This is a genomic window from Amycolatopsis roodepoortensis (assembly GCF_014873915.1).
Taxonomy (GTDB): domain Bacteria; phylum Actinomycetota; class Actinomycetes; order Mycobacteriales; family Pseudonocardiaceae; genus Amycolatopsis; species Amycolatopsis roodepoortensis.
This window is the reverse complement of the sequence record NZ_JADBEJ010000008.1, coordinates 392,256-417,895: the sequence shown is the minus strand read 5'-3', so window position 1 is coordinate 417,895 and position 25,640 is coordinate 392,256. Positions and strand designations below refer to the sequence as shown.

26 protein-coding genes and 1 tRNA gene are annotated in these 25,640 nt (G+C 68.8%); 9 read left to right on the top strand and 18 right to left on the bottom strand.

Features of this window, described 5'->3' with window-relative positions; translation table 11 throughout:
- The first annotated feature begins 28 nt into the window (after positions 1 to 28).
- Complete coding sequence (locus tag H4W30_RS39600; RefSeq protein WP_192747411.1) at positions 29 to 1,144, top strand: serine hydrolase domain-containing protein; 1,116 nt, start codon at positions 29 to 31, stop codon at positions 1,142 to 1,144.
- Between the two features lie 13 nt (positions 1,145 to 1,157).
- Here the strand turns inward: H4W30_RS39600 and H4W30_RS39595 are convergent, their stop codons facing one another.
- From H4W30_RS39595 to H4W30_RS39585, 3 genes are all read right to left on the bottom strand, one after another.
- Entirely contained in the window at positions 1,158 to 2,021 is an 864-nt protein-coding gene (locus H4W30_RS39595; RefSeq protein WP_192747410.1) for an Fpg/Nei family DNA glycosylase, read from the bottom strand.
- Positions 2,022 to 2,053: 32 nt separating this feature from the next.
- On the bottom strand, positions 2,054 to 2,494 hold the full coding sequence (locus H4W30_RS39590) for a DUF983 domain-containing protein (protein ID WP_126732525.1): 441 nt from the start codon (positions 2,492 to 2,494) through the stop codon (positions 2,054 to 2,056).
- A gap of 105 nt (positions 2,495 to 2,599) precedes the next feature.
- A complete protein-coding gene (locus tag H4W30_RS39585; protein WP_192747409.1) occupies positions 2,600 to 4,147 on the bottom strand; it encodes a sigma-70 family RNA polymerase sigma factor in 1,548 nt (515 codons plus the stop codon).
- A gap of 197 nt (positions 4,148 to 4,344) precedes the next feature.
- Between H4W30_RS39585 and H4W30_RS39580 the strand changes: the two genes are divergently transcribed.
- Positions 4,345 to 4,417, top strand: a tRNA-Gly gene (locus H4W30_RS39580).
- Positions 4,418 to 4,665: 248 nt separating this feature from the next.
- On the opposite strand, the gene H4W30_RS39575 is transcribed toward H4W30_RS39580, so the two are convergent.
- A complete protein-coding gene (locus H4W30_RS39575) occupies positions 4,666 to 4,989 on the bottom strand; it encodes a hypothetical protein (RefSeq protein ID WP_192747408.1) in 324 nt (107 codons plus the stop codon).
- A gap of 112 nt (positions 4,990 to 5,101) precedes the next feature.
- On the opposite strand from H4W30_RS39575, the gene H4W30_RS39570 reads away from it, so the two are divergent.
- On the top strand, positions 5,102 to 5,362 hold the full coding sequence (locus H4W30_RS39570; RefSeq protein ID WP_192747407.1) for a hypothetical protein: 261 nt from the start codon (positions 5,102 to 5,104) through the stop codon (positions 5,360 to 5,362).
- Here H4W30_RS39570 and H4W30_RS39565 read toward each other — a convergent pair.
- The 7 genes from H4W30_RS39565 to H4W30_RS39535 all read right to left on the bottom strand — a co-directional run bounded on the left by H4W30_RS39565 (position 5,343) and on the right by H4W30_RS39535 (position 10,060).
- Positions 5,343 to 5,636 (bottom strand): YiaA/YiaB family inner membrane protein, encoded by a 294-nt coding sequence (locus H4W30_RS39565; RefSeq protein WP_192747406.1) that lies wholly within the window; start codon positions 5,634 to 5,636, stop codon positions 5,343 to 5,345. The two genes, H4W30_RS39570 and H4W30_RS39565, sit on opposite strands and share 20 nt — an antisense overlap.
- Positions 5,637 to 5,924: 288 nt before the next feature.
- Positions 5,925 to 6,389, bottom strand: a complete 465-nt coding sequence (locus H4W30_RS39560; protein ID WP_225950797.1) for an Imm10 family immunity protein — start codon at positions 6,387 to 6,389, stop codon at positions 5,925 to 5,927.
- Entirely contained in the window at positions 6,362 to 7,696 is a 1,335-nt protein-coding gene (locus H4W30_RS44670; protein WP_318780760.1) for a polymorphic toxin-type HINT domain-containing protein, read from the bottom strand. Before H4W30_RS44670 ends, H4W30_RS39560 begins: the two co-directional genes overlap by 28 nt.
- Before the next feature lie 25 nt (positions 7,697 to 7,721).
- Positions 7,722 to 8,123, bottom strand: a complete 402-nt coding sequence (locus H4W30_RS39550; RefSeq protein WP_192747405.1) for an immunity 7 family protein — start codon at positions 8,121 to 8,123, stop codon at positions 7,722 to 7,724.
- A gap of 10 nt (positions 8,124 to 8,133) precedes the next feature.
- On the bottom strand, positions 8,134 to 8,682 hold the full coding sequence (locus H4W30_RS39545; RefSeq protein ID WP_192747404.1) for a DUF2716 domain-containing protein: 549 nt from the start codon (positions 8,680 to 8,682) through the stop codon (positions 8,134 to 8,136).
- Positions 8,683 to 8,869: 187 nt separating this feature from the next.
- Positions 8,870 to 9,478 (bottom strand): class I SAM-dependent methyltransferase, encoded by a 609-nt coding sequence (locus tag H4W30_RS39540; protein WP_192747403.1) that lies wholly within the window; start codon positions 9,476 to 9,478, stop codon positions 8,870 to 8,872.
- Positions 9,479 to 9,553: 75 nt separating this feature from the next.
- Positions 9,554 to 10,060: a hypothetical protein gene (locus tag H4W30_RS39535; RefSeq protein ID WP_126732531.1), complete on the bottom strand. Its 507-nt coding sequence runs from the start codon at positions 10,058 to 10,060 to the stop codon at positions 9,554 to 9,556.
- Between the two features lie 145 nt (positions 10,061 to 10,205).
- Between H4W30_RS39535 and H4W30_RS39530 the strand changes: the two genes are divergently transcribed.
- Positions 10,206 to 11,381 (top strand): hypothetical protein, encoded by a 1,176-nt coding sequence (locus tag H4W30_RS39530; protein ID WP_192747402.1) that lies wholly within the window; start codon positions 10,206 to 10,208, stop codon positions 11,379 to 11,381.
- Here H4W30_RS39530 and H4W30_RS39525 read toward each other — a convergent pair whose 3' ends face one another.
- On the bottom strand, positions 11,382 to 14,585 hold the full coding sequence (locus H4W30_RS39525; RefSeq protein ID WP_192747401.1) for a glycosyltransferase: 3,204 nt from the start codon (positions 14,583 to 14,585) through the stop codon (positions 11,382 to 11,384).
- Positions 14,586 to 14,664: 79 nt separating this feature from the next.
- On the opposite strand from H4W30_RS39525, the gene H4W30_RS39520 reads away from it, so the two are divergent.
- Both H4W30_RS39520 and H4W30_RS39515 read left to right on the top strand, forming a co-directional pair.
- The gene (locus H4W30_RS39520; protein ID WP_318780759.1) at positions 14,665 to 15,963 is read left to right on the top strand and encodes an alginate O-acetyltransferase AlgX-related protein; all 1,299 of its coding nucleotides are present in this window, start codon (positions 14,665 to 14,667) and stop codon (positions 15,961 to 15,963) included.
- A gap of 162 nt (positions 15,964 to 16,125) precedes the next feature.
- On the top strand, positions 16,126 to 17,331 hold the full coding sequence (locus tag H4W30_RS39515; RefSeq protein ID WP_192747399.1) for a DUF1707 domain-containing protein: 1,206 nt from the start codon (positions 16,126 to 16,128) through the stop codon (positions 17,329 to 17,331).
- A gap of 280 nt (positions 17,332 to 17,611) precedes the next feature.
- Here H4W30_RS39515 and H4W30_RS39510 read toward each other — a convergent pair whose 3' ends face one another.
- The 6 genes from H4W30_RS39510 to H4W30_RS39485 form a co-directional block, all read right to left on the bottom strand.
- Positions 17,612 to 18,322: a Crp/Fnr family transcriptional regulator gene (locus H4W30_RS39510; RefSeq protein ID WP_192747398.1), complete on the bottom strand. Its 711-nt coding sequence runs from the start codon at positions 18,320 to 18,322 to the stop codon at positions 17,612 to 17,614.
- On the bottom strand, positions 18,322 to 18,522 hold the full coding sequence (locus H4W30_RS39505) for a hypothetical protein (protein ID WP_192747397.1): 201 nt from the start codon (positions 18,520 to 18,522) through the stop codon (positions 18,322 to 18,324). Before H4W30_RS39505 ends, H4W30_RS39510 begins: the two co-directional genes overlap by 1 nt.
- Positions 18,523 to 19,048: 526 nt before the next feature.
- Complete coding sequence (locus H4W30_RS39500; protein WP_192747396.1) at positions 19,049 to 19,717, bottom strand: response regulator; 669 nt, start codon at positions 19,715 to 19,717, stop codon at positions 19,049 to 19,051.
- On the bottom strand, positions 19,714 to 20,838 hold the full coding sequence (locus tag H4W30_RS39495) for a sensor histidine kinase (protein WP_192747395.1): 1,125 nt from the start codon (positions 20,836 to 20,838) through the stop codon (positions 19,714 to 19,716). Before H4W30_RS39495 ends, H4W30_RS39500 begins: the two co-directional genes overlap by 4 nt.
- 58 nt (positions 20,839 to 20,896) lie before the next feature.
- Entirely contained in the window at positions 20,897 to 21,745 is an 849-nt protein-coding gene (locus H4W30_RS39490; protein WP_225950796.1) for a hypothetical protein, read from the bottom strand.
- Positions 21,746 to 21,808: 63 nt separating this feature from the next.
- Positions 21,809 to 22,642 carry a helix-turn-helix transcriptional regulator gene (locus H4W30_RS39485; RefSeq protein ID WP_192747394.1) on the bottom strand — a complete coding sequence of 278 codons (834 nt, stop codon included), beginning with the start codon at positions 22,640 to 22,642 and terminating at the stop codon, positions 21,809 to 21,811.
- Positions 22,643 to 22,750: 108 nt separating this feature from the next.
- On the opposite strand from H4W30_RS39485, the gene H4W30_RS39480 reads away from it, so the two are divergent.
- From H4W30_RS39480 to H4W30_RS39470, 3 genes are read left to right on the top strand one after another with little or no spacing between them, the layout of a single operon-like run.
- Entirely contained in the window at positions 22,751 to 24,181 is a 1,431-nt protein-coding gene (locus tag H4W30_RS39480; RefSeq protein ID WP_192747393.1) for an MFS transporter, read from the top strand.
- A gap of 53 nt (positions 24,182 to 24,234) precedes the next feature.
- The gene (locus H4W30_RS39475; RefSeq protein ID WP_192747392.1) at positions 24,235 to 24,753 is read left to right on the top strand and encodes an RNA polymerase sigma factor; all 519 of its coding nucleotides are present in this window, start codon (positions 24,235 to 24,237) and stop codon (positions 24,751 to 24,753) included.
- Positions 24,746 to 25,618 carry a VOC family protein gene (locus tag H4W30_RS39470; protein WP_192747391.1) on the top strand — a complete coding sequence of 291 codons (873 nt, stop codon included), beginning with the start codon at positions 24,746 to 24,748 and terminating at the stop codon, positions 25,616 to 25,618. Before H4W30_RS39475 ends, H4W30_RS39470 begins: the two co-directional genes overlap by 8 nt.
- Positions 25,619 to 25,640: the final 22 nt, after the last annotated feature.

Genomic DNA, 25,640 nt, shown 5'->3' with positions numbered 1-25,640 from the left:
AGGCAATCGCTTCCGGGGGAGGAACACAATGCGCGGATCGGGGAAACTCGCGGCGGGGGTGCTGGCGGGGGTACTGCTGGCGAGCGGGACGTCGGTCGCGGCCGGGGATCCGGTGCGCGCGGCGGTCGGCGATCTGGTCGGCGAAGGGGGATTCCCGGGAGCGGTCGTCCAGGTCCGGACCGGTGAGGCGGTCTCGCGCTTCGGCGCCGGATACGCGAACCAGGCCACGCGCGAACCCGCGGGGCCGCACCACCGGTTCCGGATCGCCAGCAACACCAAGGCGTTCGTCGCCACGGTGGTGCTGCAACTGGCGGGCGAAGGCGCGCTTTCGCTCGACGATCCGGTGGAGCACAGGCTGCCCGGTGTCGTACGCGGGCCGGGCTACGAGCCCGAGAAGATCACGCTGCGCATGCTGCTGAACCACACTTCCGGCGTGCACGACCCCCTGGACAAGCACTTCTTCGACCCGTACCTCGTCGAGGGGAACCGGGCGCACATCATCACGCCGTCGGAGGTGATCCGGCGGTCGCTGATCGACCGGCCCTCGTTCGCGCCGGGCACCGGCGTGAAGTACTCGAACACCGGATATCTGTTGCTGGGCAAGGTGATCGAGAAGGTCACCCGTAACGACGTCCGCGAGGAGATCCAGCGGCGGATCCTCGATCCGCTCGGCCTCGGGCGGACGTACTTCCCGCTGTGGTCGCCGTTCCTGCGCGGTCCGCATCTGCACGGCTACGACATGCGCGGCGAGGACATGACGGTGTTCAGTCCCTCGTACGACTGGACCGCGGGCGCGATGGTGTCGACCGTCGACGACCTCGCGACGTTCCACCGCGCGTTGCTGGCAGGACGGCTCCTGCCGCCCGAGCAACAGGCGGAGCTCAAACGGCTCGTGCCGAACGAGGATGGCGGCGCCTACGGGGCCGGGATCGAGACGCTCGACGTGAAATGCGGCGACGGCGTGAAGACGTTCTGGGGCAACACCGGTGCCGGGCCGGGGTTCTTCAGCGTCTCGATGAGCAATGCGGACGGCTCGAAGCAGATCGTGCTCGCGCTGAACGTGTACGACCTCGCCGCGGACGTGCACGGCGGGCAGCGGGTGCCGAAGCCGCCGATGCCCGCGGTGATGGCCGCCCTGTGCTGACCGGATTGGCGGGTCACTTGAGCAGTCGCGACATTCTCCGGTCGGCCAACGGCTTCCCACCGGTCTGGCAGGTCGGGCAGTACTGGAAGGACTTGTCCGCGAACGAGATCTCGCGGATCGTGTCGCCGCAGACCGGGCACGGCAGCCCGGTGCGCGCGTGCACCCGCAGCCCGGACCGCTTCTCGCCCTTGAGCCGGGCCGCCGACTGGCCGACCGACCGCGTGACGGCACTGGTCAGCACGGCGCTGATGGCTTCGTAGAGCCCGTCGAGCGCCCCTTCGGACAGCTTTCCGGTTGTGGCGTAAGGAGAAAGCTTCGCCATGTGCATGATCTCGTCGGAGTAGGCGTTGCCGATCCCCGCGATCAGCGACTGATCGGTGAGCGCCGTCTTCAGCCGTTCGGTGCGCCCGGCGAACAACTTCTCGAGACCCGTGCGGTCCAGCGAAAGCGCGTCCGGCCCGAGGCGCGCGATACTGGCGACCTCCTTCTCCGGATCACGCACGATCCAGACCGCCAGCCCCTTCTTCGTCCCGGCTTCGGTGAGATCGAAGCCGGGCCCGGCGGCCGCGTCGAGGTGGACGCGCAGCGAGATCGGCCCCTTGCCCGGTTTGAGCGGTGCCGGCGCCAACGCGTCGGACCAGCGCAGCCAGCCCGCCCGCGCCAGGTGGACGACCAGGTGGAGCTCACCGACGACGAGATCGAGATGCTTGCCGAAGCGCCCGGCACCGGTGACCTCGCGGCCGTGCAGCTCCGTCCATGGCGGTGTCGCCGTCTTCAGCACGCTGAGGGACGCCACGTCGACACGGAAGACCGTCTTGCCCACCGCGTGTTCACGCAGGTGGTGAGCGAGCGCTTCGACCTCGGGTAACTCGGGCATGGCCCCAGTCTCGCGCGTTCAGGCCGCCGCGACTACTCCACCGGGTGCAACGGGCCGTCGAAATCCGGCAGCGAGTGCTTCTGGATGGTCTTGGAGATCTTCGAGACCTCGCCGCGCACGGTGAACATGCCGCGGATGGTGCCCACCCAGCGCTCCGAGGGCCGGTCGCCCGCCAGGTCGCCCTCGGTCTCGGCGACGACGGTCCACGGGCGGCGCAGGATCCACCGCAACGGGAAGAACAACGCGACCAGCAGGAGCGCCAGCGGAACCCAGGACGGGATTCTCACGTCGGCGGGGGTCCACATGATGAGCACGATCGCGAGCAGCGCCGTCACGGCGATCATCGCGATACCCGGGCCGTAGCTGCCCGCCACATCGTGCTCGAAATCGTCCGCTGTCGCGGGAGCACGCCATTCCATCTGGGCTCGGACCACCCAGTCACGGCCGTCCTCGCCGTGCACCAGCCGGTTCATTCAGTCGCCTCCCGCGCGGCCGCTCGCTCGTCGTGAGCGAGCTCCACCGTACCGTGACGGGAGCCGGATTCGCGAGAGTTCGAAGGCGATATGCCCGCTCGGGCGTTATGGGCACGTCGGGTAGTCGACACCCGGTTCCGGATAGTGGGAAGTCGGCTCGACCGGGCTCGGCTCGTCTTTCGACGGCTCGCCGGACGGGGTCCCGGTCTCGCTCTCGGGGGTGCCGGTCTCCGGCGAAGTGGACCCTTCCGGGTCGGTCGTCGACTCCGGTGTGTTCGACGGATCCGTCTCGTCACGAGGCGTCGTCGTGGACGTCGGGCCCAGCGACTCCGCCGGCGGGATGTCGTCTCGTTTCGAGGTGGTCTGGTTCGAGCCGGTGCCCGGTTCCGGGACCTCGTTCCGCGGCGCGGTCTCCTCCTGCGTCGGGTTCTGCTCGGCCGGAGGCTGCTCGACGTTCTCGGCGCCGCCGTCACCGGCGCCCACGTTCTTCCCCGGCGTGCCCACCCCCGGCAGGCTCGGCAGGTCGGAGACCCCGAGTTCCGCGCCCGTGCCCTGCCCGGTCACGGCGGGCCGGTCGCCCTTGCCGTGCATCCGGTCCTCGGCGATCCGCTGCGGCGGGAGCTCCACCGGCTTACCGTCGGTGGGCGGCGCGACCTGCGCCGGCAGCAGCGCCAGCTCCGGCTGGCCACCCCCGGACAGGCCGACGGTGTGCGTCACGTCGGTGCCGAACACGGCCGGACCGGCGACGATCCCGACCGCGCCCGCGGCGGCCGTCGACGCCACCGCCAGGCCCACCTTCACCTTCGAGCCCAGCAGAAGTCCCTTGACCGACGCGGCGAGCCCGGACAGCGCCCCGCTCGCGTGCGCGCCGGCGGCCGCCGGCACCAGCAAGGCGACGACACCGGCGTGCGCCCGCAGCGAAGAACAGACGTCACGCAGCTCGTCGTGCGTCGCCCGGCAGGACTGGCACCCGATCAGGTGGGTCTTGATCCGGCGGGCCTCGGCCCCGGTGACGCTGCCCGCGGTGAACCCGCCCAGCTTCTCCACCACGGCCCGGCACGAATCCGGCCCGCGGTTCACCGACAGATGCGCCTGGAGGTATGCCGCCCGCAGCCCCTGCCGCGCGCGACGGGCCAGCGCCGCCGTCGCGTTCGCGCTCAACCCGAAATGCGGCGCGACCATCGCCGGCTGCTCGCCTTCGACCTCGGTCTGCCACAACACCGAACGCCACCGCTCCGGCAGACTCGTGAACGCCGTCGTGATCAGCGAATGTTCGGCCGTGCGGGCATGCGTGTCCGCGCCGGCCCCGGCCCGGAAGGTCAACTCGTCGTCGCTCACCGGCACGTCACGGCGCGCGCCGTGCCACTCCCACGAGACCCGGCGAGCCACCGTCAGCAGATACGCCCGGACGTAGTCCCGCGGTCCCGCGCCCCGGCGCAACGCCTGAAGCACCCGGAAGAAGGTCTCGGCCGTGATGTCCTCCGCCTCCGACCGGTCGGCGGCCAGGCTGCGGGCCAGCCGGCGCACGGCGGCGGCGTGAAGTTCGAAAAGCTCCCCGAAGGCGGCGTCCTCCCCATCACGGAGACGCTGGAGCAATGCCTGCTCGTCGGATTCCGAGGCCGCCTGAAGCGGCACCGTGCCCTGCTCGGTCATCCGGCCAGGCACCTCCTCCCCGAAGGACTCACCATTCGGTCGAATGGGGACACCATACGGAGGTATGCAGCCGTCGTCACCCCTTGTACGCCAGGTGTGACGCCGAAGCACCTGGAGGGGTGGGTCGAAACCGCTACAGAGGGTCGGTGTATGGTTGTCCCACTGCTTCAAACGAGTACCGGAGCAGAGCAACACATGCGGATGTAGCGCAGCTGGTAGCGCATCACCTTGCCAAGGTGAGGGTCGCGGGTTCGAATCCCGTCATCCGCTCTCAAGCGGGCGCAGTGTGTCCAGGGAACGCCTGGACCGAGGCTTGCTCGCCATGATTCCCGGGGGCCCGAGCCCCCGGACCTCCACGGTTCGTTCACCTCACCTTCCCGGGTGAGTATGGGGCACGTCGATCTTCTCCCCTTCTTAGCGTCTTGTTTCGCTCGTTCTGGTGGTTACTAAGTGCTACAGGTTCGGTGAGCGAGTTCACACGACCGTAGTAATTCGGATTTGTGCATACGTCGGCGGGCTCAGAGGCCGCCACCTGGGCGTTCGGTACTTTGTGGACCGGATCTTCGAGGTGGGGAACCACTGACGAGAGCGGCACCCGTCTCGACCATGGAAGCCGAGCGAAAGAGTGCCGGGCCCGGCACGCAGGCGAAGCGAACTCTGCGCGAAAAGGTCCCTTCTGAGTCCTTTGGGCAGTGACCGCCGCGCCGATCCCTGCTCTCGATCACCGAGTTCATCCGGGCGCCGAAGATCAACACGCGGACTTCTCGGTCGTCCTCGGCCTGATCGCCGACGACAATGGCGACCTCGACGTCGCCCAGCTGTTCCAGCTCTACCACGAACACCCGATCGTGCTGGTCGGCCTTATCTTCTGGCTTGACGCGAAACTGTTCGCCAGAACCCAGCCCCGATCGGCTTCCTCAGCGACGTCCTCGCGGCAGGTATGTTCGCCGCCTTGTGGAGCATGCTGCTCAGCGGCGGACAGCAGGCCAATGCATCCTGATCACGGACGGCGCGGGCAAGGTCGTGGGCGGCGGCACGGTCGGCCTCCCCCGCGACGACATCTCACAGTTCCTGAAGGGCACCGGCCGCTCCGGCTGGCAGGCCGTCGCAGCCCCCGAGGTCAAGGACGCGGTCGTCCTCGCTTATCGCGACGGCATCTATCACCGCATCACCACGATGAAGGACGCCGGAAAGACTAGAGCGCGGGTGTTTTGAAGGGGTCGTGCTCGGACAGGAGCTTGTCGACGCGGGCCTGGTCGACTCTGCTGACGACGGTGTTCTCGTCCTGCCGGTCACGGATGCACTTGGCGAGCGTGAACGCCGAAGTGGTCAGGAAGAGCATGCCGAGGGCGAGGAAGCCGCGGACCCAGCCGTCGACCGGCAGGTACCAGATGCCGATGACGACCGCGAGCAGCGCCAGGCCGAACGAGAGGGCGGCCTGGACGAAGAACGCGACGGTGGTGGGCGGCCCTGCGGAAGTTTTCGTCATGCGTACCACGGTCGCGCTGACGGCCCCCGGTGTCTTGAGTACGGCTACTCAAGAACGATTGCGATTTAGACCACCAGGTCAGCCGGCAGTGACATGCCAGACCTCGAGGCCGCGGGCAATCGAATCACTGCCATGTGGGCACTCCCACTGTGCCCTGTCCACCCACTCCCAGTCCGGCACCACGGCGGACCGGTCACCTATCGTGGGACCGGCCTCCGCACCATCGCGAAAGCCAATACCAAAATCCATCATGGGTGAAAAACCTGGCGGAGCCTCAAGAAACGCTACCTACGCGCCGGTGGGTGGCTCCTGGACGTCCAGGCCAACCAAATCCGGCCGCTTCTCAGGCGAGCCCCAGTTCAGAATCTCACGAAGCTTCCGAGACAGAATTCTCTCGTCCACCTGTGCTTCGCTCAGGTTCACTTCAACAGGCGTCGATATCTCAAGAATCTCTGCATCCTCAGCGGCGAATTCCAGCGCGAGAACCGTTCCAGAGAGTCGCACACTTCGCAGGCAGCCGTATACGGTCATGCCTCGCTCGGTGGAAACGTTGTAGGAATCCATTCCGGACTGAATTTCCTGCTCATCTGGCTCGTATGTTGATCGCTGAAATGAGAATGATCTCGAAGCACCGGACTCGTCCACCCCTGCGATGCCCACTTCAAGGGCCTCTTCGTCCTCGTAATCTTCGAAGAACCCAACCTCTGCGGCGGTCAATCTCATCGTTAACGCTTCCTCCTTCCAGCTGTCCATGATCCACTACCCTTGGCGCCGGACCATTCGTAGGTTACCGACACTCCCAACTCGCTGACCATACGGTTCATCGCACCCTTGCATCGCGAGCAGGGAGGGAGTTGGCCCTGCATCGTAACCTGATCACCAGCGCTCAACGGGAACTTGCCGGCGAATGGGTCATTAGGCAGTGAGACCTTCGACCCCGTCGAAGCACCAGCCATGCGTGAGAATCGATGCTCCGTGTGCGTAAATGCCGAGTTGTTGGGATACCCGAGCGAAGCCTCTTCAGGCGTCATACTACCGCTCTTCAGCGATATATCGCTCTTGCCTCCACTTGGCGACGACACAGTGATATCGCATGCGTGCCCGCCCGCGTTGTGAACCAGGACCGCAATGGCCCCCGCGAGCACAGAGTACGTGTGAAGGTCGTCGACGGTGAGGTTGTGAACGCTGGCAACGACAGCAAAGGAACGTACTGCGGTGACCTGCGCCCAAGTGCCGGAGCTGGTTTGCAGCCAGCTTCCGACCGTCAACTGCTCGGCAGGGACCCACTTCCGCAGGTCGGGTGCCCAGAACGGGTGTCCGTCCGTGGCCACGATCGGTGCTCCGCCGGCGACGCTGATCTCGACCAGATACTTCTGCCCCTCGCCGACGATCGTGGAGACGACCTTCCGAGCCGTGGTTTCACCGGTCTCCGGGTCGGTGGCCTGCACCTGATCGTTGAGCTTCACCTGCTCGATCGGCTTCGTCGTGCCGTCCGACATCAAGACCTGTGTGCCAGGGACGAAGCTGTTGCAGCCCGAGTCACTCGCCGCGGCGGCACCGCCCATGGCCGCGGCCGCGGCACCGACGACGCCATCGCCTTCGCTCACGGCGACCACCACTTGCACCGCGTTCGCCGCCATCTCGGCGTCGGCGAGGATGCGCTCGGTGTCCGCGATGACCTTCTGGGCCTTCTCCACCTCACGACCGAAGGTCGCCAGAGCCCGCGCGCCCTTCCAGAAGCTCGCGACGATCTCGCCGACCTTCAGGATCTTGCCCCAGGGGATGAAGTTGAGCAGGGTGCTGATGCACGAGCCGACCGAGCCCTCGATGCAGCCCATGATGTCGTCCCAGCCGATGAGGCTCTTGATCAGCTCACCGGCCGCGTCTATGAAGACGTCCCATTTGGACTTCTTCACAACGGCTTGCGCTTCCTTGTAGGAATTCTCGTTGTAGCCCCGTTTGACCTTCTCCTGCTGCGCGGCCGCGTACTTCTTGCCCCGGATGAACTCCGTCCTATTCGGACGGGCAGGGATAGCAGCCGAACAGCCTAATTCGATCACTCACGAAAAGCGCTGGCCAGACAGCTCAGATCTCGTAGCCGTCCAGCACGGTCGGCGCGACCGGCGACAGGTGCTCGTCGCCGCGTTCGGTGACCAGGCCGCGGGCCATCCGGTACACCCTGAACTCGTTGTCGTGGTCGGGATCCTGGTCGTCCCAGACGTGCAGAAGACCGTAGGAACCGGGCGCGAGGTCGCCGACGCGGGTGAACAGGTCCACCAGCTCGGGCGCGATCGCCGTGCCGTGTTTGTCCATGCCGCCCAGGTGCAGCACCGGTACCCCGGCGGCCCAGCGGAGGTCGAGCAGGTCGGCGTCGCCGAAGTCCCGGACGGCGCGATGCACCCGCTCGACGATGCGCTCGAGCAGCGCCGCGTCGTCGTCACCGGAAGGGCTCGCTTGGATGGTCACCCACCCGTGGTATTCGAACACCTGCCTGAGTTTAGGCAGGTCCGCCCGCCATCACGGCCGGCGCCCCGTCCCGCCGCAGCTCGTTCTTGAAAATCTGCCCGCCGTGCTTCTCGAAGGCGGGCACGAGCTTCTCGCCGTACACGCACAACGTCCGTTCCCAGGGGTGCCCGAGCGTGCCGAAGCGGAAGTCGTTCGCCAGGAACATGTGGTAGTCCGTGCGCGGGAACACCGGGACCGGCCACGGGTCGAGCGCGGCGTGCCGATGCGGGTAGAAGCGGTACGACTGGTGTTGCCAGTGCAGCACCCAGACCCACTCGTCCTCGGCGACGCAGTCCTTCAGCGCCGCGAGCGCGACGCGGGCGACGTCGTTCTGCTCGACGGCGTACGGGCCGAGCCGGAATTCCGGTGACGAACGGTCGAGGCCGCCAGGGGCGAGATCCCAGGCGACGGACGGGGCGGGTTCACGGAAGCCGGGCCAGGCGTGCGCGTAGGTGCTCGGCCAGAACGCGAGCTTGTCGTAGACCCAGTACCAGGCGGGCTCATCTGCGACCCTGGAGATGGCTTCCCAAGCGTTGTTCACGAGCGACCCTCGGTGGTTCGGCCGGTTAAGACTGGGAAAGCTTCGTGTTCAGGGCCCAAGTTGTCCAGCTCGTGGGCATAGTCCGCGAAACTGTCACCTGATCAGGTGTCTTGCGTCGCCGCCGGAACCGTGAGAATGACGGTGCGTGAACGGCGAGCCCACCGAACGCGGGCTCGCCGTCGTCCGATCACGCGGCCGCCTCCCAAAGACTCATGAAGGCCGAAGCCTCACTCCGCACCCACGGCCGCACCTTGTCGCGATCGCGCGGCGACAACGCGAACTCCTTCGAGCGCCGGACGTCGATCACCAGCGGCCGCCCGCCCGGCCGCAGCTCGTCCATCGTCTGTTCGAGCAGCCACAGCACCATCTGCGCGGCGTCCCGGCTCAACGGCTCCTCCTTGAAGTAGAGCCAGGTCACGTACACGGGGCCGTCGCCCTTGCGCAGGCCGAGATGAGGATTGATGCCCACCTCGAGCGAGCCGAGCCGCCATCGCGACCGGCCGACCTCCGCCAGCCGCAGGTCACGCCGCCCGACGTAGCGCAGCCAGCCGTTGGCGATCTCGGTGTAGTGCGGCCGCGTGCGCTCGTCCGCGTTCTCGACCAGTGCCCGCAGCACCTCGCGATCCCGGCCGGAGATCCGCCCGGCACGGATCGCGTTCGCGGCGCGGAGGTAGAAGTTGAACCCGCCCCGGGCCGGGTCCTCGTACTGACGGCGCCAGCGCCGGACGAACGAGGAACGCGAAGGACCCGAGCTCGTGCTGTACCCCACGAACGTGGGCAGGGTGATGTAGGCCATCCGTGTCTGCCTTTCGCCGCTGTTCCTGCTGTACAACGACCATTTTAGAACACATGTACGACAGAAAACGGGGCTTTACGGGTGACGCGGCGAAGGAGGCCAAGGTCCTTCGAGCAGCTCGGCCGATTCCTCGAGGATCGGCACCTCGCAGACGTCCCTCGGGGTGAGGTCGGTCGGGATCCAGCCGTCGAGCATCGCCGACCACCGCGCGATTCCGCGCAACGACGGCGGCGACCCGAGCAACTCGCCCACCTCGCTGACCAGCGCGCCGCCGGCCGCGGGCGAGAGACGGCCTTCGACCATCGCGGTGAGCCAGCCGTGGATCAGCAGCCAGCGGGCGGCCGTCGGATCGGCGGGCAGTTCGAGCCCGAGTTCGTCGACGACTTGGCCGAACGCCTTGTCGACGGCGGCTTCGGCGGAGGATTCGAGCCCGGCGAGCAGGGCGAGGGACGGGGTGTCGAGTCCGGCGACGATCGCGTCCAGTCCGGCCTCCACCAGATGGGAGGTGCGGACGTCGCGTCCGGCGAGCCTGCCGATGGCCAGCTCGCGCAGCGCGCCGCGACACGCGTCGATTTCCGTCACCCGGCACTTCCCACGTCCGCCACCGTACCGCTCCGGACGGTGCTGGACCTGCGCCGAAACGGACGCAAGAATGGGAAAGACCAATATCAACCACCCGTCCGGGTCATGCGACACTGGCTGCCCACACCCGGCGGCAGGGGGCTAAATGAGCTGGCAGGACGAGCTTCGGCAGCTGGATGTCGAGCTGGCCTCAGGCCGTATCGGGCACACCGAACACCGCAAGAGGCGCGACGAGCTCCTCGCGGAGGCGTCGGGGGGCGCGATGCCGTCGCCGGTCGCCTCGCCGTTGCGCCATCCGGCCGGGCCGTGGCACAGCACCAACCCGGCCGCCAGACCGGCCGAGCTTCCCACCGTCACGCTCCCGCCGGTGCCGCCGCCGGCCGCCCTGCCGGAGCAGCAGACCCAGGCCTTCGACACCCGGCCCCGCGAACCCGAACAGCCGGCCGCCGAGCCGCATGACAGCCCGAAGGGCAGACGCTCCCTGCCCTTCCTCCCCGACCACAAGACCACCGCGCCGTCGCCCGCCGACATCAACCCGACGGTGTACCTGCGCGCCGAGCCGCCCCAGCCCCGGCGCGATCCGGGTACCCGGCAGCTGCCCCGCAACCTGCCGTCGCTGGCCCCCGACAACGCCGTTCCCCGGCACCGCGCTCCGGCCTTGGAGGACTACGCCGTCGTCGGCAAGAAGAAACCGACCTGGCTGTTCATCGCCGCCGGCGTGCTGGTCGTGCTGGGGCTGATCATCGGCGGCACCGTGTGGCTCGGGGCGCCGAAGGGCGGCGATCAGCAGTCGCCACCCGCCATCGCGCAGGCACCCGACGCCCTCGGCGGGCCGGGCGCCGCCCAGCCCACTCCGGAGCCCGCGCTTGAGGACCGCGTTCCGGCGTTGCCGGGCTCGCCGCTCCCCGAGAACTCCACGGTCTCGCTCGACAAAGGGGTCGAGCTGAAGCTCCTCCAGAAGGAGTCCGCGCAGGTCTTCGCCCAGCATGGTGTCACCAGCGTGGTCGTCCGTGGATCCAGCGACGGCGACACCGGCTATCTCACGTATGCCGTCCCCACGCGATCGGCCGAAGACGCGAAGGCCGTCGTCACCTACATGATGCAGGCTTTCCAGGCGGGCGGCTTCGCCCCGCGGGCCGGCGATCCCGAGGTCGTCACCGGACGCGATGGGGCACGCCGCATGGACGCCACGTGGTACACCTCGGGCAACGTCGCCGTCGGGCTGCTGGCGTCGCAGCCGTTCGAGCTGGACAAGAACAAGCTCCGCACCAGCCTCGACAAGACACGCGCCACCTTCAAGGAAGCGCTGCCGCCGAGCTGATCAGGCCTGTGCGCCCAGTGCGAGGACGTCGGCGAGGGTCCGCCGGGCCAGTTCCGCACCGAACCGGCGCTCCACCACGGTCTTGCCCTCCTCCGACAGCCGAACCCACAGCTTGTCGTCCTCGAGCAGGGTGACGATCCGGTCGGCGAGTTCCTCGGCCGTCTCCCCGATCAGGACGTCCTGACCATGCGTGAGGTGCATACCCTCGGCGGCGAGTGAGGTCGCGACGACGGGCACGCCGTAGCCGAGGCTCTCGCCGAGCTTCCCCTTCACGCCCGCCCCGAACCGCAGCGGCGCGACGACCGCCCGGGCGGTCTGGTAGACCTCGTCGAGGTCCGGCACCCAGCCGCGCACGACGACGCCGTCGCGTTCGAGCTCGAGCACCGAGGGCGGCGGGTTGCTGCCGACGATCTGCGCGACCGCGTCGGGCCTGCGCTCGCGCACGAGCGGCATGATCTCGGTGGCGAGCCAGTGCGCGGCGTCCTGATTCGGCACGTGATCGAAGCTGCCGACGAAGACGATTCCGTCGCGGCCGTCGGGAACGGACGCGGCACCGTCGGCGTAGTGCACGTTCGACAGCACCTCGACCCTGGCCGACGGGACCAGTTCCCCCAGGAGCTCACGTTCGACGTCGGACACGACGAAAGTGACGTCGGTGATCTTGGTCAGGCTCAGTTCCGACTCGCGCAGCACTTCCGCCCGGCGGCGCAAGGTCACCTCTTCGCTCGTGTCGCCGAGTTGCGCGGCCAGATCGGCCTGCCGGGTGAGCCGGACGAAGTGCAGATCGACGGTGTCGTAGGCGATGAGGCAGTTCGGCGCGTGCTGGCGGACCTGCTCGATCAGCTGCCAGGCGACATGCGGCCGCGACAGCACGGTCAGCCGCAGGTCGGGACCGGCGTCGCGCAGGAACTCCTGCTTCTCGTCCAGGCCGGTGATCACGGTGACGCCCATGCGGTACAGCTGGTTCGCGTACGGCTCCGGCAACGCGTCGTTGAACGGCATGAAGACGACGCGATGCCCGAGCCCGACGAGCAGCTCGAGGATCCTGGCCATCCGCACCGACCCGGAGTCCTTGTCCGGGGTGGGGACCTGGTGGTCGACCACGAGCACGGTGCCACCGCGATGGCCGTCCTCGGTGCGCTGCCGTGCCGCCCAGACCGCGCGCGCACTGGCCGACGGGAGGTGGTCGCGCAGCTGGACGCTCCACTTGTCCACGAACACGCTGCGGTTCAGTTCCTGGTGCCGCTTGACCCCGGAGGCGAGGTCGGTTCCGTTCGAGATGCCCTCGTGGTGGACGACCACGGACGCCGGCTGCACCATCGTCCGGAAACCGGCCGCCCGCACGGCGAACGCGAGGTCGGTGTCCTCGTAGTAGGCGGGCGAGAACCGCTCGTCGAATCCGCCGATCCGCTCGAAGAGCTGACGGCGGACCAGCACCGCGGCTCCGGAGCAGTAGTCGACGTCGCGCACTGCCTGGAACCAGGGCAGGTCCGGGTTCTGCAGCCTGCCGTAGTTCCAGCCGGAGCCGTCGGCCCAGATGATCCCGCCGCATTCCTGCAGCCTGCCGTCCGGATAGACCAGCTTCGAGCCGACGAGCCCGACGTCCGGCCGCGTCTCGACGACGTCGACCAGTTCGTCCAGCCAGCCGGGCCGGACTTCGGTGTCGTTGTTGAGGAACATGACGAAGTCACCGCGCGCGTGTTCGGCGCCGAGATTGCACGCGCCGACGAAGCCGAGGTTCCGCGGCGCCCGCACCAGCCGGATCCCGGCGCACTGGGCGACCCGGTCCGCGGAGTCGTCGCGCGACGCGTCGTCGACCACGATGACCTCGAACGGGGTGACGGGCAGGTGACGCTGGATCGAGTCGAGGCAGGCACGCGTGTAGGACCAGTTGCCGTAGACCGGGATGACGACGCTGACGATCGGCTCGTCGCTGGTGGTGACCGCGACCGGGCCGGGTACGGCCGACACGGCCGGGGCCGCTCCCGTGGGACGGCCGAGCGCCGTCTCGTACAAGTCACGCAGGCGGGTGCCCCGGGGAGCGAACTTCTCGATCGCGCCGCGGTAGGTGCCGAGCACGCGCTGGACGAGCGCGGACTGCTCGGCGCGCAGCTGGGAGTTCTCCGCGGCCAGGCGACCGACCGTCTCGCTGAGCTGGACGTTGTTCCGGCCGAGCCACTGCAGCCGGTCGCGGTCGTTGGCCGCCTTCCGCTGCAACAGGCCGAGTTCGTTCGCGGCCCGGCGATGTCCGGCGCGGGCGCTCTCGGCACGGGCGGCGGCCTGGTCGCGTTCCTCCACCGCGCGCCGTTCGGCGGCCGTGACCTCGGCGATTTCGGCCGCCTGCCGGGTGGCCTGTTCACCCGCCCGAAGCAGCTCGTCCTCGGCACGGCCCAGCGCGACACGCGCCCGCTCCGCCTCGGCCGCGTGCGCATCCGCGGCGGCGTTGGCCTTGGCGACCAGTGTCAGCCGCGGGTCCACCAGCATGGAAGCGTTCGGCAGGGTGATCGGCGCCGAGGACGCGACCGCGACGAAGTACGTATGCGGCGCACCGTCGGCGACCCGCCACTCTTCGCCGTCGCCCGGCTCGAGCCGGAACAGCTCGGCCGCCGAGGTTCCGCCGTCGTGGATCAGCGAACCGACCGCGACGTTCTGCCGCAGCAAGGTGACGTGCTCGAAGCTCTTCTCCATCAGCGTCCGGAACGCCGACTCGGTCAGCTCGTGGACGTGGAACGGGTTCTGGTTGCCGTGGTCGCCGGTGTAGACGGCGATGTCCGGGGTGCTGCACAGGAAGATCCCGCCCGGCGCGAGCCGCGCACGGACGAGGGCCATCATCTGTTCCTGCGCCTCGACGTGCTCGATCGCCTCGAAACAGGTGATCAGCTCGAACGGCTCCGTACCCGCGAGCGCCTCCGGGTCGGTGATCGAACCGACCTCGAAGGTGACCTCCGGATAGCGGGCGCGGGCGTGGTCCACGGTGACCGGGTCGATCTCCAGCCCGACCACCTCGGCCGCGGACCCGGCGAGCAGAGCGCTGCCGTAGCCCTCGCCGCTGGCGAGGTCGAGCACCCGTTTCCCGGCGGCGAACCGGGTGGCGAACGCGTAGCGGTGATAGTGCTCGTAGATCACCTGGATGTCGTCGGCCCACGGCACGCACCGCTCGCCGGTCCACTCGATCAACCGCTCGCCAGGAGTCCCCTTGCCCATGACGAGGAGACTATCCGCCGAGGAAGCGGGTCTTCACATTCGCCTCCGTCGGCGAGCACGCCCCGCTACGATCGCGGTTGTGTTCGTCAACCCCCCACCGACTTCGTCCGGACCGGCAGAGCTGCTCCAGACACCGGAATCGTGGTTGCCGAACGAGCACAGCCTTTACCGGCCACGGCACAGCAGGCGGCAGCGAACGGCGCTGACCTGCGGGCTCGTGTTCTTCTTCGTCCCGGTGCTCCTGCTGGCCGTCGGCGTCCGGACCGAGCCGTTCGAAAACCGTCCGTTGCGCGAATTCCCCGGTTTCGGTGACGGCTGGAGCTTCTTCACCGGGCTGTCCGGCTGGGCGACCGACCACCTCCCGTTGCGCCAAGCCGCGGTGAACGCGGCGGACGGCGTCAGCACCGGCGTCTTCGGTGACCCGCCCGGCGCCGCGGCCGGTGCGCAGGACAGCACGGCGGGGATCCCGAGCAAGGGTCGTGTGCCGAAGGGTCCGCAGGCCTACCCCCCGGTCATCGTCGGCAAGGACGGCTGGTTGTACTTCGGGGAGGACATGCACACCCGTTGCGAACCGGTGATGGACCTCGACCGGGTGATCATGATGTTGAACCGGTTACGTCAGGCGGTCGAAGCGTCGGGACGCCGGTTCGAGCTCGTCTTCGCGCCCGACAAGTCCACCATGAAGCCGGCGCAGCTGCCGGACCAGTACGCCGGTCACGACTGCGCGCCACCTCGGACGGCCGAATTCTGGGGCAAGGTCCCCGCCGCGACCAGGGCGATCGACCTGCGTGGCTCGCTCGCCGACACCGAGCGGCGCCTCGGCCGGTCGGTGTACGTCCCGAACGACACCCACTGGACGTTCGAAGCCGGGCTCACCATGACGTACGCGATCGCGCAGGCGATCACGCCCGGGGTCACCGCGACCTGGCAGACGAAGGAGAGCGGTACGAGGCCGTGGCCTGCCGACCTCGAGCGGCTGCTGGGGCGGCCGGTGGACCGCAGCCTGCGGACCTACGCGCTGGCCCCGGACGGCGGTGCCGATCGGACGCGGTACCTCGCCAGCGACTTCAAGACCCCGCTGCGGCTGACCCAGCCCGACGACGCCCGCGGCACCCTCACGCCGAACATGGCGGTGGTCGCCGACTCGTTCACCCAGTTCGCCAGCCCGTTCCTCGCCGCCACCTGCAGGGATCTGACGATCGTCCACACCGACACGGTGGCCGCGGGAGACGACGGGACGCTGAAGAATCTGTTCGAAGACCGCGACGTCGTCGTGTTCGAGTTCGTGGAGCGCAATGTCGTCGGCGGATCGTCGGTGCTCTTCCGCGATGACGCCATCGACCGGCTCGCCAGGGTCCTCGCGCAAACCCCGAGGTGAGCCGGGCGGTGGGCGGGATCGGTCGCCCGAATGTTACGACTCGGTGGTGGGCCGCGACGCCCGCACGACCCCCGTGCACAATGTGCCCGGTGCGGTCATGTAGGCCGCGACGACAAAGATCCTTCGTCGCTCGGGGACGACTGATCCAAAGGGGGTAACGGGGTGACCTGGCAGGAAGAGCTCCGCAGGCTCGACGAGGAACTCGCGGCCGGCAGGCTCACGGCCGACGATTACCGCACTCGGCGTGACCAGGTGCTCTCGCAGGCCGTGTCCTTGGAGCACCCGCAGCCGCAGGTGCCGGGATCGAACCCCGCCGAGACGCAGATCATCCAGCCGGTCGCGCCGCCGGGACAGCCCTCGCAGCCCTCGGCCGACGCGACCCAGATCGTGTCGCCGTCCGACACCGGCGGCGCCGAACGCACCCAGGTCGTCCAGCCATGGCAGCCCCAGCAACAGCCGCCGCAGCAGCACCCCGGTTCGCCCGCAGGGGGGTTCCAGCAGCCGTACACGCAGCGCCCCGGTGAGCACTCGCCGAGCGGGGGGTTCGCCCAGCCGCAGCAGCCGCAGCAGGGCTGGAACACCCCGCAGGACCAGAGCCCGCCGTGGGGCGGCTCGGAGTTCCCGCCGCTGGCGCCGTCCGGCAACGACACGAGCTGGGTCAGCCAGGGGCCGGAGTCGTTCCAGATCAAGTCCTCGTCCGGCGCCAAGCGCAAGATCGTCATCGCCGCGATCGCCGTCGTGGTGCTGGCCGGTGTCGGCGTCGGCGCGTGGGCCCTGTTCTCGAACACCATCGAGGACAACCCCACCGCCCAGCCGACCTCGGGCCAGCAGCAGCCGCCGCCCGCGCCGACCACGACGCCGCTCCCCGAACCCCCGGCGGCCAAGCCCGAGCCATCGGCCAACGCCGCGGCGCTGACCGACCTCGCCGGCTCGCCTCGCGCCGGTGGCGGCACCTTCGACATCGCGAAGCTGAAGTCGGCCAAGTTCCTGCCGGAGCCGATGATCGCGCAGATCGAGCGCGCCAAAATGACCGAAGCCCTGCTCAAGACCAACACCGACGGCGAGATCACGCTCAGCCTGATCGCCCTCGACTTCCCGGACGCGCAGGGCAGCTCGAAGGTCGCCCAGGAGTACGGGAACGCGCAGCTGGAGGGCGGTCTCACCGCCCAGCGCGACCTCGCGATGCGCGGGGTGCCGGTCTTCGTCGGGAAGTCCACCGACTCGACCGTCTATCGCGCCGTGTACATCCTTTACAACCGGGTGATCGTTGTCGAGGCCTTCGGACCCGAAGCGCAGGCCGAGCAGGCGTTCGAGTCGCTGCTCAACTCGCAGGTTCAGAAGGCACCGCCGACCGAACGCAACAACTGACCGGGACGTCCGGTAGGCGGACGGCTAATCCATCCGAGTGAGTTAGGCCGTGTCGGTGAACGTCCTCCCCCGGTGACGCGCCTTATGGGCAGAGCATCGGAACGTTCGGATGCCGGACGAGGAGGAGCCGTCATGGCCTGGGAAGTAGCCCTGGTCGCCGTGTTGGCCGTCGTGTTCGCCGTACGGCTGGCGCTTCAACTGAAGCGCGGCTGACCCGATTTTGCGCACCCCGCGGCGCATGCAGGAGATGAACGGGGCCTTCCCACGATGAAGGCCCCGTTCACCCCATCGCGATCCGCGGTATCCGCAGCTGCGGAATCCGCCGCCGCGCGGACGGGACCGGGGTGAGCGGCGGGCCGTCCTCACGCAACGGCTTCTTCACGTGGATCGTCTTGTAGCCGGTGCTCAGATATCCGTCGTTCTTCAGCTTCGCCATCTCGGCGTTGACCGACGCGGGCGAAGCGCCGATCGCGGAGGCGATGTCCGTGTGGTTCAGTCCCACGTCGATCACGACGCCGCCCTCGCCGGGAACCCCGTAGAGCGCCTGCAATCTGGTCAGGAACGCGGTCAACCGGCTCCGCACCTTGGCCGTCGCGAAACCCAGCGCGACGTTCCGCTGCCGCAGCCGGGAGGCCAGCGCCACCGCGATCAGGGCCATCGCCTGGTCGTCATCGTCGAGAAAGCCGCGAAAGGCGTGCTGCGGGACCTCCAGCACCCGAGCCGGCTTCGTGGCGATGTACGAGAGCCTGCTCGGCCGTCCGGCCAGGCAGTCCTCGACGCCGAGCACGTCACCGGCGCCGAGCAGGTCCACGATCATCGGCGTCGTGTCGCCCTGGGCGGCGCGCAACGCCTTCACGAAACCGGACCGCGGGATCAGCACCGGCGGGGCCGGGTCGCCCTGGCGGAGCAGCGTCGTCCCCACCGCGTGGTCCACGTGCCTGCCGAGGACGAGCAGCCGATGCCACTGCCGTTCGGTGAAATCCACGTCCATCAGCCCACCACCGCCGCGAACGCGTAGAGGATCGCCGGGAGCCCGGCCACGAGCGCCGCGACCGACCCGATGACCTTCGCGGGCTGGGCGACCCTTCCGGCGAGGAGAAGCCGGATGAGGATCGCGGCGAAAACGATGTAGGCCAGGACGACGACGCCCGCGGTGATCACCAGAAGCGGATCAGATGTCTGTGTCGTCAATGGTGACTCCCAGTGAGAGAAGAAAGGTGAATCCAGTTCCTGCCCGGCCGGGTGAGAATCACGTCGGGTAGGTGACATCCCCCTTGCCGTTGAGCCGAAGACTAATGCTCAGCGCGCTTGCGAGAAAGGAACTCAAGGGCGCGGGAACCCGACCAGGGAGCGATTTCGCGACGGAAAGTGATCGCCGTTCCGTCCGCTGAACGAACAAAAAATCACGCACCGTATCCGGAGAGGAGAGCAGATCTCGCGCTTTACTTCTGCGTTCGCCCGGAAATCAGCATTAGCCGTACCTTCGTCTTGTTTTCGGACCATCCACCGGAATCGCCCCTCCGGTTCGCCGGAGGCCTGGTGGAGACGGAAATATGGCCTCGCCAATCGAAGTGCACGTGCAGATGCACGTCCTGCAGGAGCGCTGCCGACACGACGATCAGGCTGTCGATTAACGGAACGTCAGCGTTGCGGCCACCTTGACGACCCACGGTGATCGGCTGAGTTTTTTCGGCAATCTCAGCTTTTTGGGGGAACCTCAACCCCGGCGAGGGCTGACCAGACCCGATTCGTAGGCGAGCACCACCAGCTGCGCCCGGTCACGCGCCCCGATCTTGGTCATGATGCGGCTGACGTGCGTGCGCGCGGTGGCCGTCGAGATCACCAGCTGCGCGGCGATCTCGTCGTTCGACATCCCGCCGGCGACCAGGCCGAGGACCTCGCGTTCGCGGTCGGTGATCTCGCGGACGGCGCTCACGTCGATGCGGCGGTTCTCCGGCCGGTCGACGAACTCCGCGATCAGCCGCCGGGTCACGGTCGGCGCCAGGAGGGCCTCGCCCGCGGCGACCACCTTCAGCGCCCGCAGCAGTTCCACCGGATCGGTGTCCTTCAGCAGGAATCCGCTCGCTCCGGCGCGCAGCGCCTCGTAGACGTACTCGTCGACGTCGAAAGTGGTCAGGACCAGGACCTTCACCCCGGCCAGCTCGGGATTCGCGGTGATCCGCCGCGTCGCTTCGAGCCCGTCGACGCCGGGCATGCGGACGTCCATCACGACGATGTCCGGCCGGTGTTCGACGGCGGCCGCGACGGCCTGCTCGCCGTCACCCGCTTCGGCGCAGACCTCGAACCCGTCCTCGGTCTCCAGCAATACCCGGAAACCGGCGCGGACCAGCACCTGATCGTCCGCGAGAACCACCCGGATCGTCATTCTTCCCCCTTGATGGGCAGGTCCGCGCGGACCTGGAAGCCGCCGTTCACCACGGACGTCGTGAGCGCGCCGCCCAGCGCGGCCGCCCGTTCGGACATCCCTCGCAGGCCGTGACCGGGCGCGGGATCGACGGCGCCACGGCCATCGTCGCGGACGAGCAGCGTCAGCGCACCGGTTTTCCGCTCGAACCTGACGTCGACACCGCGCGCCTGATCCGCGTGGCGGACCACGTTCGTCAGCGACTCCTGCAGGATCCGGTACGCGGCGCCGTCGACGGGCGCGGGCAGCTCCCCTGGCTCGCCGTCGACACGGACCTCCAGCCCGGCGGCGCGGGCGTGTTCGAACAGCTCGTCCACCTGGGCCAGGCTCGGCGCGGGCGCCTTGTCCTCCCCGGAACGCAGTACGGCCAACGTCGCGCGAAGGTCCTTCAGCGCCGAAGCGCTCGCCTCCTTGATGTTCAGCAGCGCCTCTTTCGCCTGCTCAGGACGCCGGTCGGCGACGTGCGCGGCGACCCCGGCCTGGACGTTGATCATCGCGAGGCTGTGCGCGACGACATCGTGCACCTCGCGCGCGATGGTGAGCCGCTCCTGCTCGGCCATCCGGTGCCGGTGCTCGTCGGCCTGCTCGCGGCGGGCCCGCGCGGCCGCCAGCCCGTTGCGCACCGCCGTCCCGACCCCGACGACCGCGATCACCCAGACCAGGCCGAGCCCGGTCCGCAGATCGAAACCGGCGAGCCCGTGCCGGACGAACAACGCGATCCCCGCCGCCGCCAGGAGCGCCCCGCCGGTGCCGCCGGCGACGACGGGCCCGCGAATCTTGGTGAGCAGGAACAGCGCGATGGTCGGCAGCACGATCGCCGGGCCGCCCGGGTTGCCGGACGTGTAGTAGCCGAGCGTCAGCGCGGAGGTGAGCAGGAAGATCGCCATCGGGAAGCGGTGGACGATCAGCAGCGGCACCGCGATGGCGACCAGCCACAGCACCGCGGACGTGGTCAGCGGCGGCGCGTCCGACTGCCAGCGCGAGGCGCCGCTCGTGGCACCGAGGACGAATCCCAGCGGCAGCACCACGCGCAGCACGCGGCCCACCCAGTGGCTCCACGGAAACCGTTCTTTCAGCAGCACGGTCCGAAAACTACCCGGGGCTGGGGTGGATCGCGTCCGTTGAAAAGCGGCTTCCCGGCTACGCCGCCTGCGGTAGCCGCCGCAGGACCGAGATCATCATCAGCACCCCACCGGTCACCTGGATGGCAAGCACCACCGCGCGCCCGGTGGATCCCATGGCGAGCTGGCTGAACAAACCCCACGCCCCGGTGCCAGCCATCGCCCCGGCGCCGGTCCACACCAGCACCAGCCGCGGCCAGAACCGTCCGCGCGAAACGTTCGCCAGCGCGAGAGCGGCGAGGACGGCGAGCGCCGCGATCACGACGTCCTGGCCGCGGGCCGCGATACCGCCGGTCCCGAAGGCCCAGATCGAGTGGCCGATCGCCGTGACGAGCGCGGCGACCATGCCGAGCAGACCCGCCGCACCGATCGAGCCCGGCTTCACGGTGCCGGTGACGACGAACCACCAGCGATCACGGGCGTAGAGCACGAACGCGGTCAGCAGCATGATGCCCTGCCAGGCGAATCCGCCGTAGACGACGGCCCAGACCCAGTTCTCCAGCGGCATTTCGGCCAGTTGCGCCGTGGACAGGTCGGCGACGATCACCGGGAGGTCCAGCACGATCGGCGCGAGCAGCCCGGTGCCGATCCAGATCGGGAACAGGACCAGCGGCGCGGGGATCCGGCGGCCCCAGGAGTAGGTGAACGTCAGTGCGAGGAGCACCGCGACGACGTCCATCCCGCCGGTGGCCAGGTTCGCGAACATCATCAGCTCGGAGTCCACAAAGGACGGATCACGCAGGCCGAGGCCGCCGCCGGTGACCCAGGACGCCTTGAGGGTCAGGTACGGGAGCGTGCCGAGGATCGCCGCGTAGCAGACGATCAGGCGAGCGCTGGAGATCTTGGGTGGAGCCATCGCTACGGTCATGCACCCAGCGTCGGCGTTCGCGCCACGGAAAGACTCCCTCGCGAGCCTGGTCCGCCTCCCTCTTCAGAAGGAGCTGGGCAGTTTCGCCGCGGTTTCCTCGTCCGCCGGGGTCAGCGTCGCCAGGGAGATCTCGGAACGCCGCCCGAGGTACAGGTACGAGAATTCGAACCGCAGCAGGCCGACGTCCGGGTGCAGGTACCGCTTGAGCACGATCCGCTCGCTGGTGACGTCGTGCTCCTTCCACATCCGCTCGAAGAGCTCGGACTCCTGCCTCAGCCGTTTGACCAGGTTCTTCCACGCGGGCTCGGCGATGTGCTCGGCCATCGCCGCGCGGAATCCGGCGACGGCGCGAGGCACGTTGAGCTCCCAGTCCGGGAGCCTGCGGCGCCACTCGGGATTGGTCAGGCACTGGATCAGGGTGTTGCGGTCCTCGAACGGGATGTCGTCGAGGCCACCCATCAGCCAGTCGTAGGCCCGGTTGTAGGCGAGGATGTCGCATCGCGCGTTGCGCACGCAGACCGGGAACGGCTCGAGTTTGTCCATCATCCGGTGGACGTTCTGGCTGAGAAGCTTGCAGTCCTTCTCCAGCGGCGGCTCCGGCGCGCCGGCGAGGGTGAACAGGTGCGTGTGCTCGTGCGGGTCGAGTCGCAGGGTGCGGGAGATCGCGTCCAACACCTGCTCGGACGCGTTGATGTCGCGTCCTTGTTCGAGCCACGTGTACCAGGTGACCCCGACCCCGGCCAGCTGCGCGACCTCCTCGCGGCGCAGCCCCGGCGTGCGGCGCCTGCCGCCGATCGGGAGGCCGACCTGGTCCGGGGTGATGCGCTCACGGCGGCTGCGCAGGAAGGCGGCCAGTTCGTGCCGCCGCACCTCGGCCACTCGCGAATCGACGGTCATGGTCACCTCATCAGGTTCGCAAAGCTCGAAGCCGGTTACCAGGTAGTGGCGGTACCAGGATAAACACACTCCTGGTACCAGGGTCGGGATCGGCTGATCGTGGTACTCATGACTTCCACGCAAGTTCCGGTGACGCCTGCCCGCGTCGCCGCCGTCCCGGCCCTGACCTCGGCGGGCCTGGTCACCGTGCTGCTGGGGGCGGCACTTCCGCTCGTCGACTTCTTCATCGTCAACATCGCCCTGCCCGCGATCGGGTCGGATCTCCGCACCTCGTCCGCCACCTTGGAACTGGTGGTCGCGGCCTACGGGATCGCGTACGCCGTCCTGCTCGTCGTCGGCGGCAGGCTCGGTGACGCCTTCGGCCGCCGGAAGCTGTTCCTGATGGGGCTGGCGTCGTTCACCTTCACCTCCCTGCTCTGCGGGATCGCGCCGACGGCGTTGACCTTGGTGCTGGCGCGGGCCGCGCAGGGGGCGGCCGCCGCGCTGATGCTGCCGCAGGTGCTGTCGATCATCCAGGCGACCACGACGGGCGAGCGCCGGTCCAAAGCTCTGGGCCTGTACGGCGCGACCGCGGGGCTTTCGATGGTGCTCGGCCAGTTCCTCGGCGGCGCGCTGGTGGCCGCGGATCTCTGGGGTACCGGATGGCGGCCGATCTTCCTGGTCAACGTGCCCGTCGGGATCGCCGGCCTGCTGGTCGCGCGGCGGCTGATCCCGGAGAGCCGCTCGCGGAACCCGCTCGGCGTCGACCGTCCCGGCACGGTCCTCTTGGCGATCGCGTTGGTGTCGCTGTTGCTCCCGCTGGCGGAAGGGCCGGTGCTGGGCTGGCCACTGTGGACGATCGCGCTGCTCGTCGTCTTCCCGTTCGCCGCGGCCGGATTCGTCCACGTCGAGCGGCGGATGGAACGCCGGGGTGATGTGCCGCTGCTACCGCCTTCGATGCTGCGGATGCCGAGCGTGCGACAAGGGCTGCTCGTCGGGGTGCCGTTCTTCGTCGGGTTCAGCGCGTTCATGTTCGTGTTCGCCGTGACGCTGCAGGACGGCCTGCATCTCGGTCCGCTGGGAGCGGGTCTGGTGACGGCTCCGCTTTCGCTGGCGTTCTTCGCGATGTGCCTGGTCAGCAGCCGCTTGGTGACCCGGTTCGGGCAGCGGGTGGTGGCCGCCGGTCTTTCGGTGCAGCTGCTCGGGCTGCTGACGCTGATCGGCACCGTGCTGCTGGACTGGCCGGAGCTGGGAGTGCTCGATTTCGTGCCGGGGATGCTGCTGTGCGGTCTCGGCCAGGGGCTGGCGATGACGACGGTCTTCCGGATCGTCCTGTCGAAGGTTCCGCCGGAGATCGCCGGGGTCGGCAGCGGGATGCTGACGACGTCGCAGCAGGCCGCGATGGCGCTGGGCGTGGCGACCCTTGGCACGTTGTTCGCCTCGGCCGCCGCCGGACCGCTCGGGATGAAGGGCGCGTTCGTGCTGGTCATCGGCATTCAGGCGGTGCTGACGGTCGGTGTGATCACGGTCGCGCGGCGGCTGCCGGATCCGCGAGGCTGAGAAAGTCCGATTTCACCCGTCGGAGTCGAGGCTCCCCGAGCGACGATGGGGATGTGACGGAACCACGGGTGCATCGGGACCCGGCCTTCGCGCTGCTTTCGCTCTACGAGACGGCGTTGCCGGAGGTCTACGGGTACCTGCTGTCCCGGTGCGGTGATCGCACCCTCGCCGAGGAGCTGACGTCCGAGACGTTCCTCGGCGCGGTGAGGGCCTGTCGCAAGGAATTCGCACCTCCAGTGAGCACCGGGTGGCTGATCGGCGTCGCCCGGCACAAGCTCGCCGATCACTGGCGGCGCAAAGCACGTGAGGAACGCGGGCTGCGGCTCGTCCACGAGGAGGAGTACACCGATCCGTGGGACGAACGGCTGGACGCGCTTCTGGCACGCGAGGTACTCGCGTCGCTCGGGGCGCATCACCAGGCCGCGTTGACGCTTCGCTACGTCGACGGCCTCCCGGTACCGGAGGTCGCCGGCCATCTCGACCGCACGGTGCACGCCACGGAGGCGTTGCTCGTGCGGGCCCGTGCCGCGTTCCGGCGTGCTTATCAGGAGAAGGAGGGTCGCGATGCCTGATCCGTTCGACGCGCTTCGCGCGCCCTCGCAGCCGGTGGAGCCTGATCCGCTCTTCGCCGCCGAACTGCGCGACAACCTTCGTCGCGCCGTCCTGAACGGAGCCGATATGACAGTCGATGCCGAAGTCCGCTCGTTGACGCCGTACCTCGTGGTGACGGATGCCCGCGCCGCACTCGATTTCTATGTCGAGGTGTTCGGGGCGCGGCGGCGGTCCGATCCGATCGTGATGGAGGACGGCCGGGTCGGGCACGCGGAACTGGCCATCGGGGACAGCGTGCTGATGTTCGCGGAGGAATTCCCCGAGCTGGGCATCGTCGTGGCGCCCGCCGGTGGTCCGCTGATCCGGGTCGAGGTCGCGGACGTGCACGCGTCGGCCGCGCGGGCCGTGGAGCTGGGCGCGGAGCTGCGGCGTCCCGTCGCGGACGAAGGCCACGGGTTGAGCGGGGAGATCAAGGACCCGTACGGCCAGCGGTGGCTTCTCGCGCAGGCGGCGCCTCGGCCCGCTTCGGCCGCTACGCCGATCCGGCACGGCGAAGCGGGTTACTTCACTTTCCAGGTCCCCGATGACGAACGCGCGAAGGCGTTCTACGGCGCCGTTCTGGGCTGGCAGTTCTCGCCCGGGACGGTCGAAGGTGGCTGGGGCGTCGAAGGTTCCGGACTGCAGGGTGGACTCTGGGGCGGCCCGGGGCGGCAGGTGGGCTGGAAACCCATGTACGCCGTCGACGATCTCGCCGCCGCCCTCGACCGCGTCCGCGCCCAAGGCGGCCAGGTCGGCGAAACCGAACAGCAGCCCTACGGCCTGAGCGCCGACTGCGTGGACAACCAGGGCATCGAATTCTGGCTCTGGGAACAGCCGCGCTCTTGAGTCACTACCCAAACCCCCCACC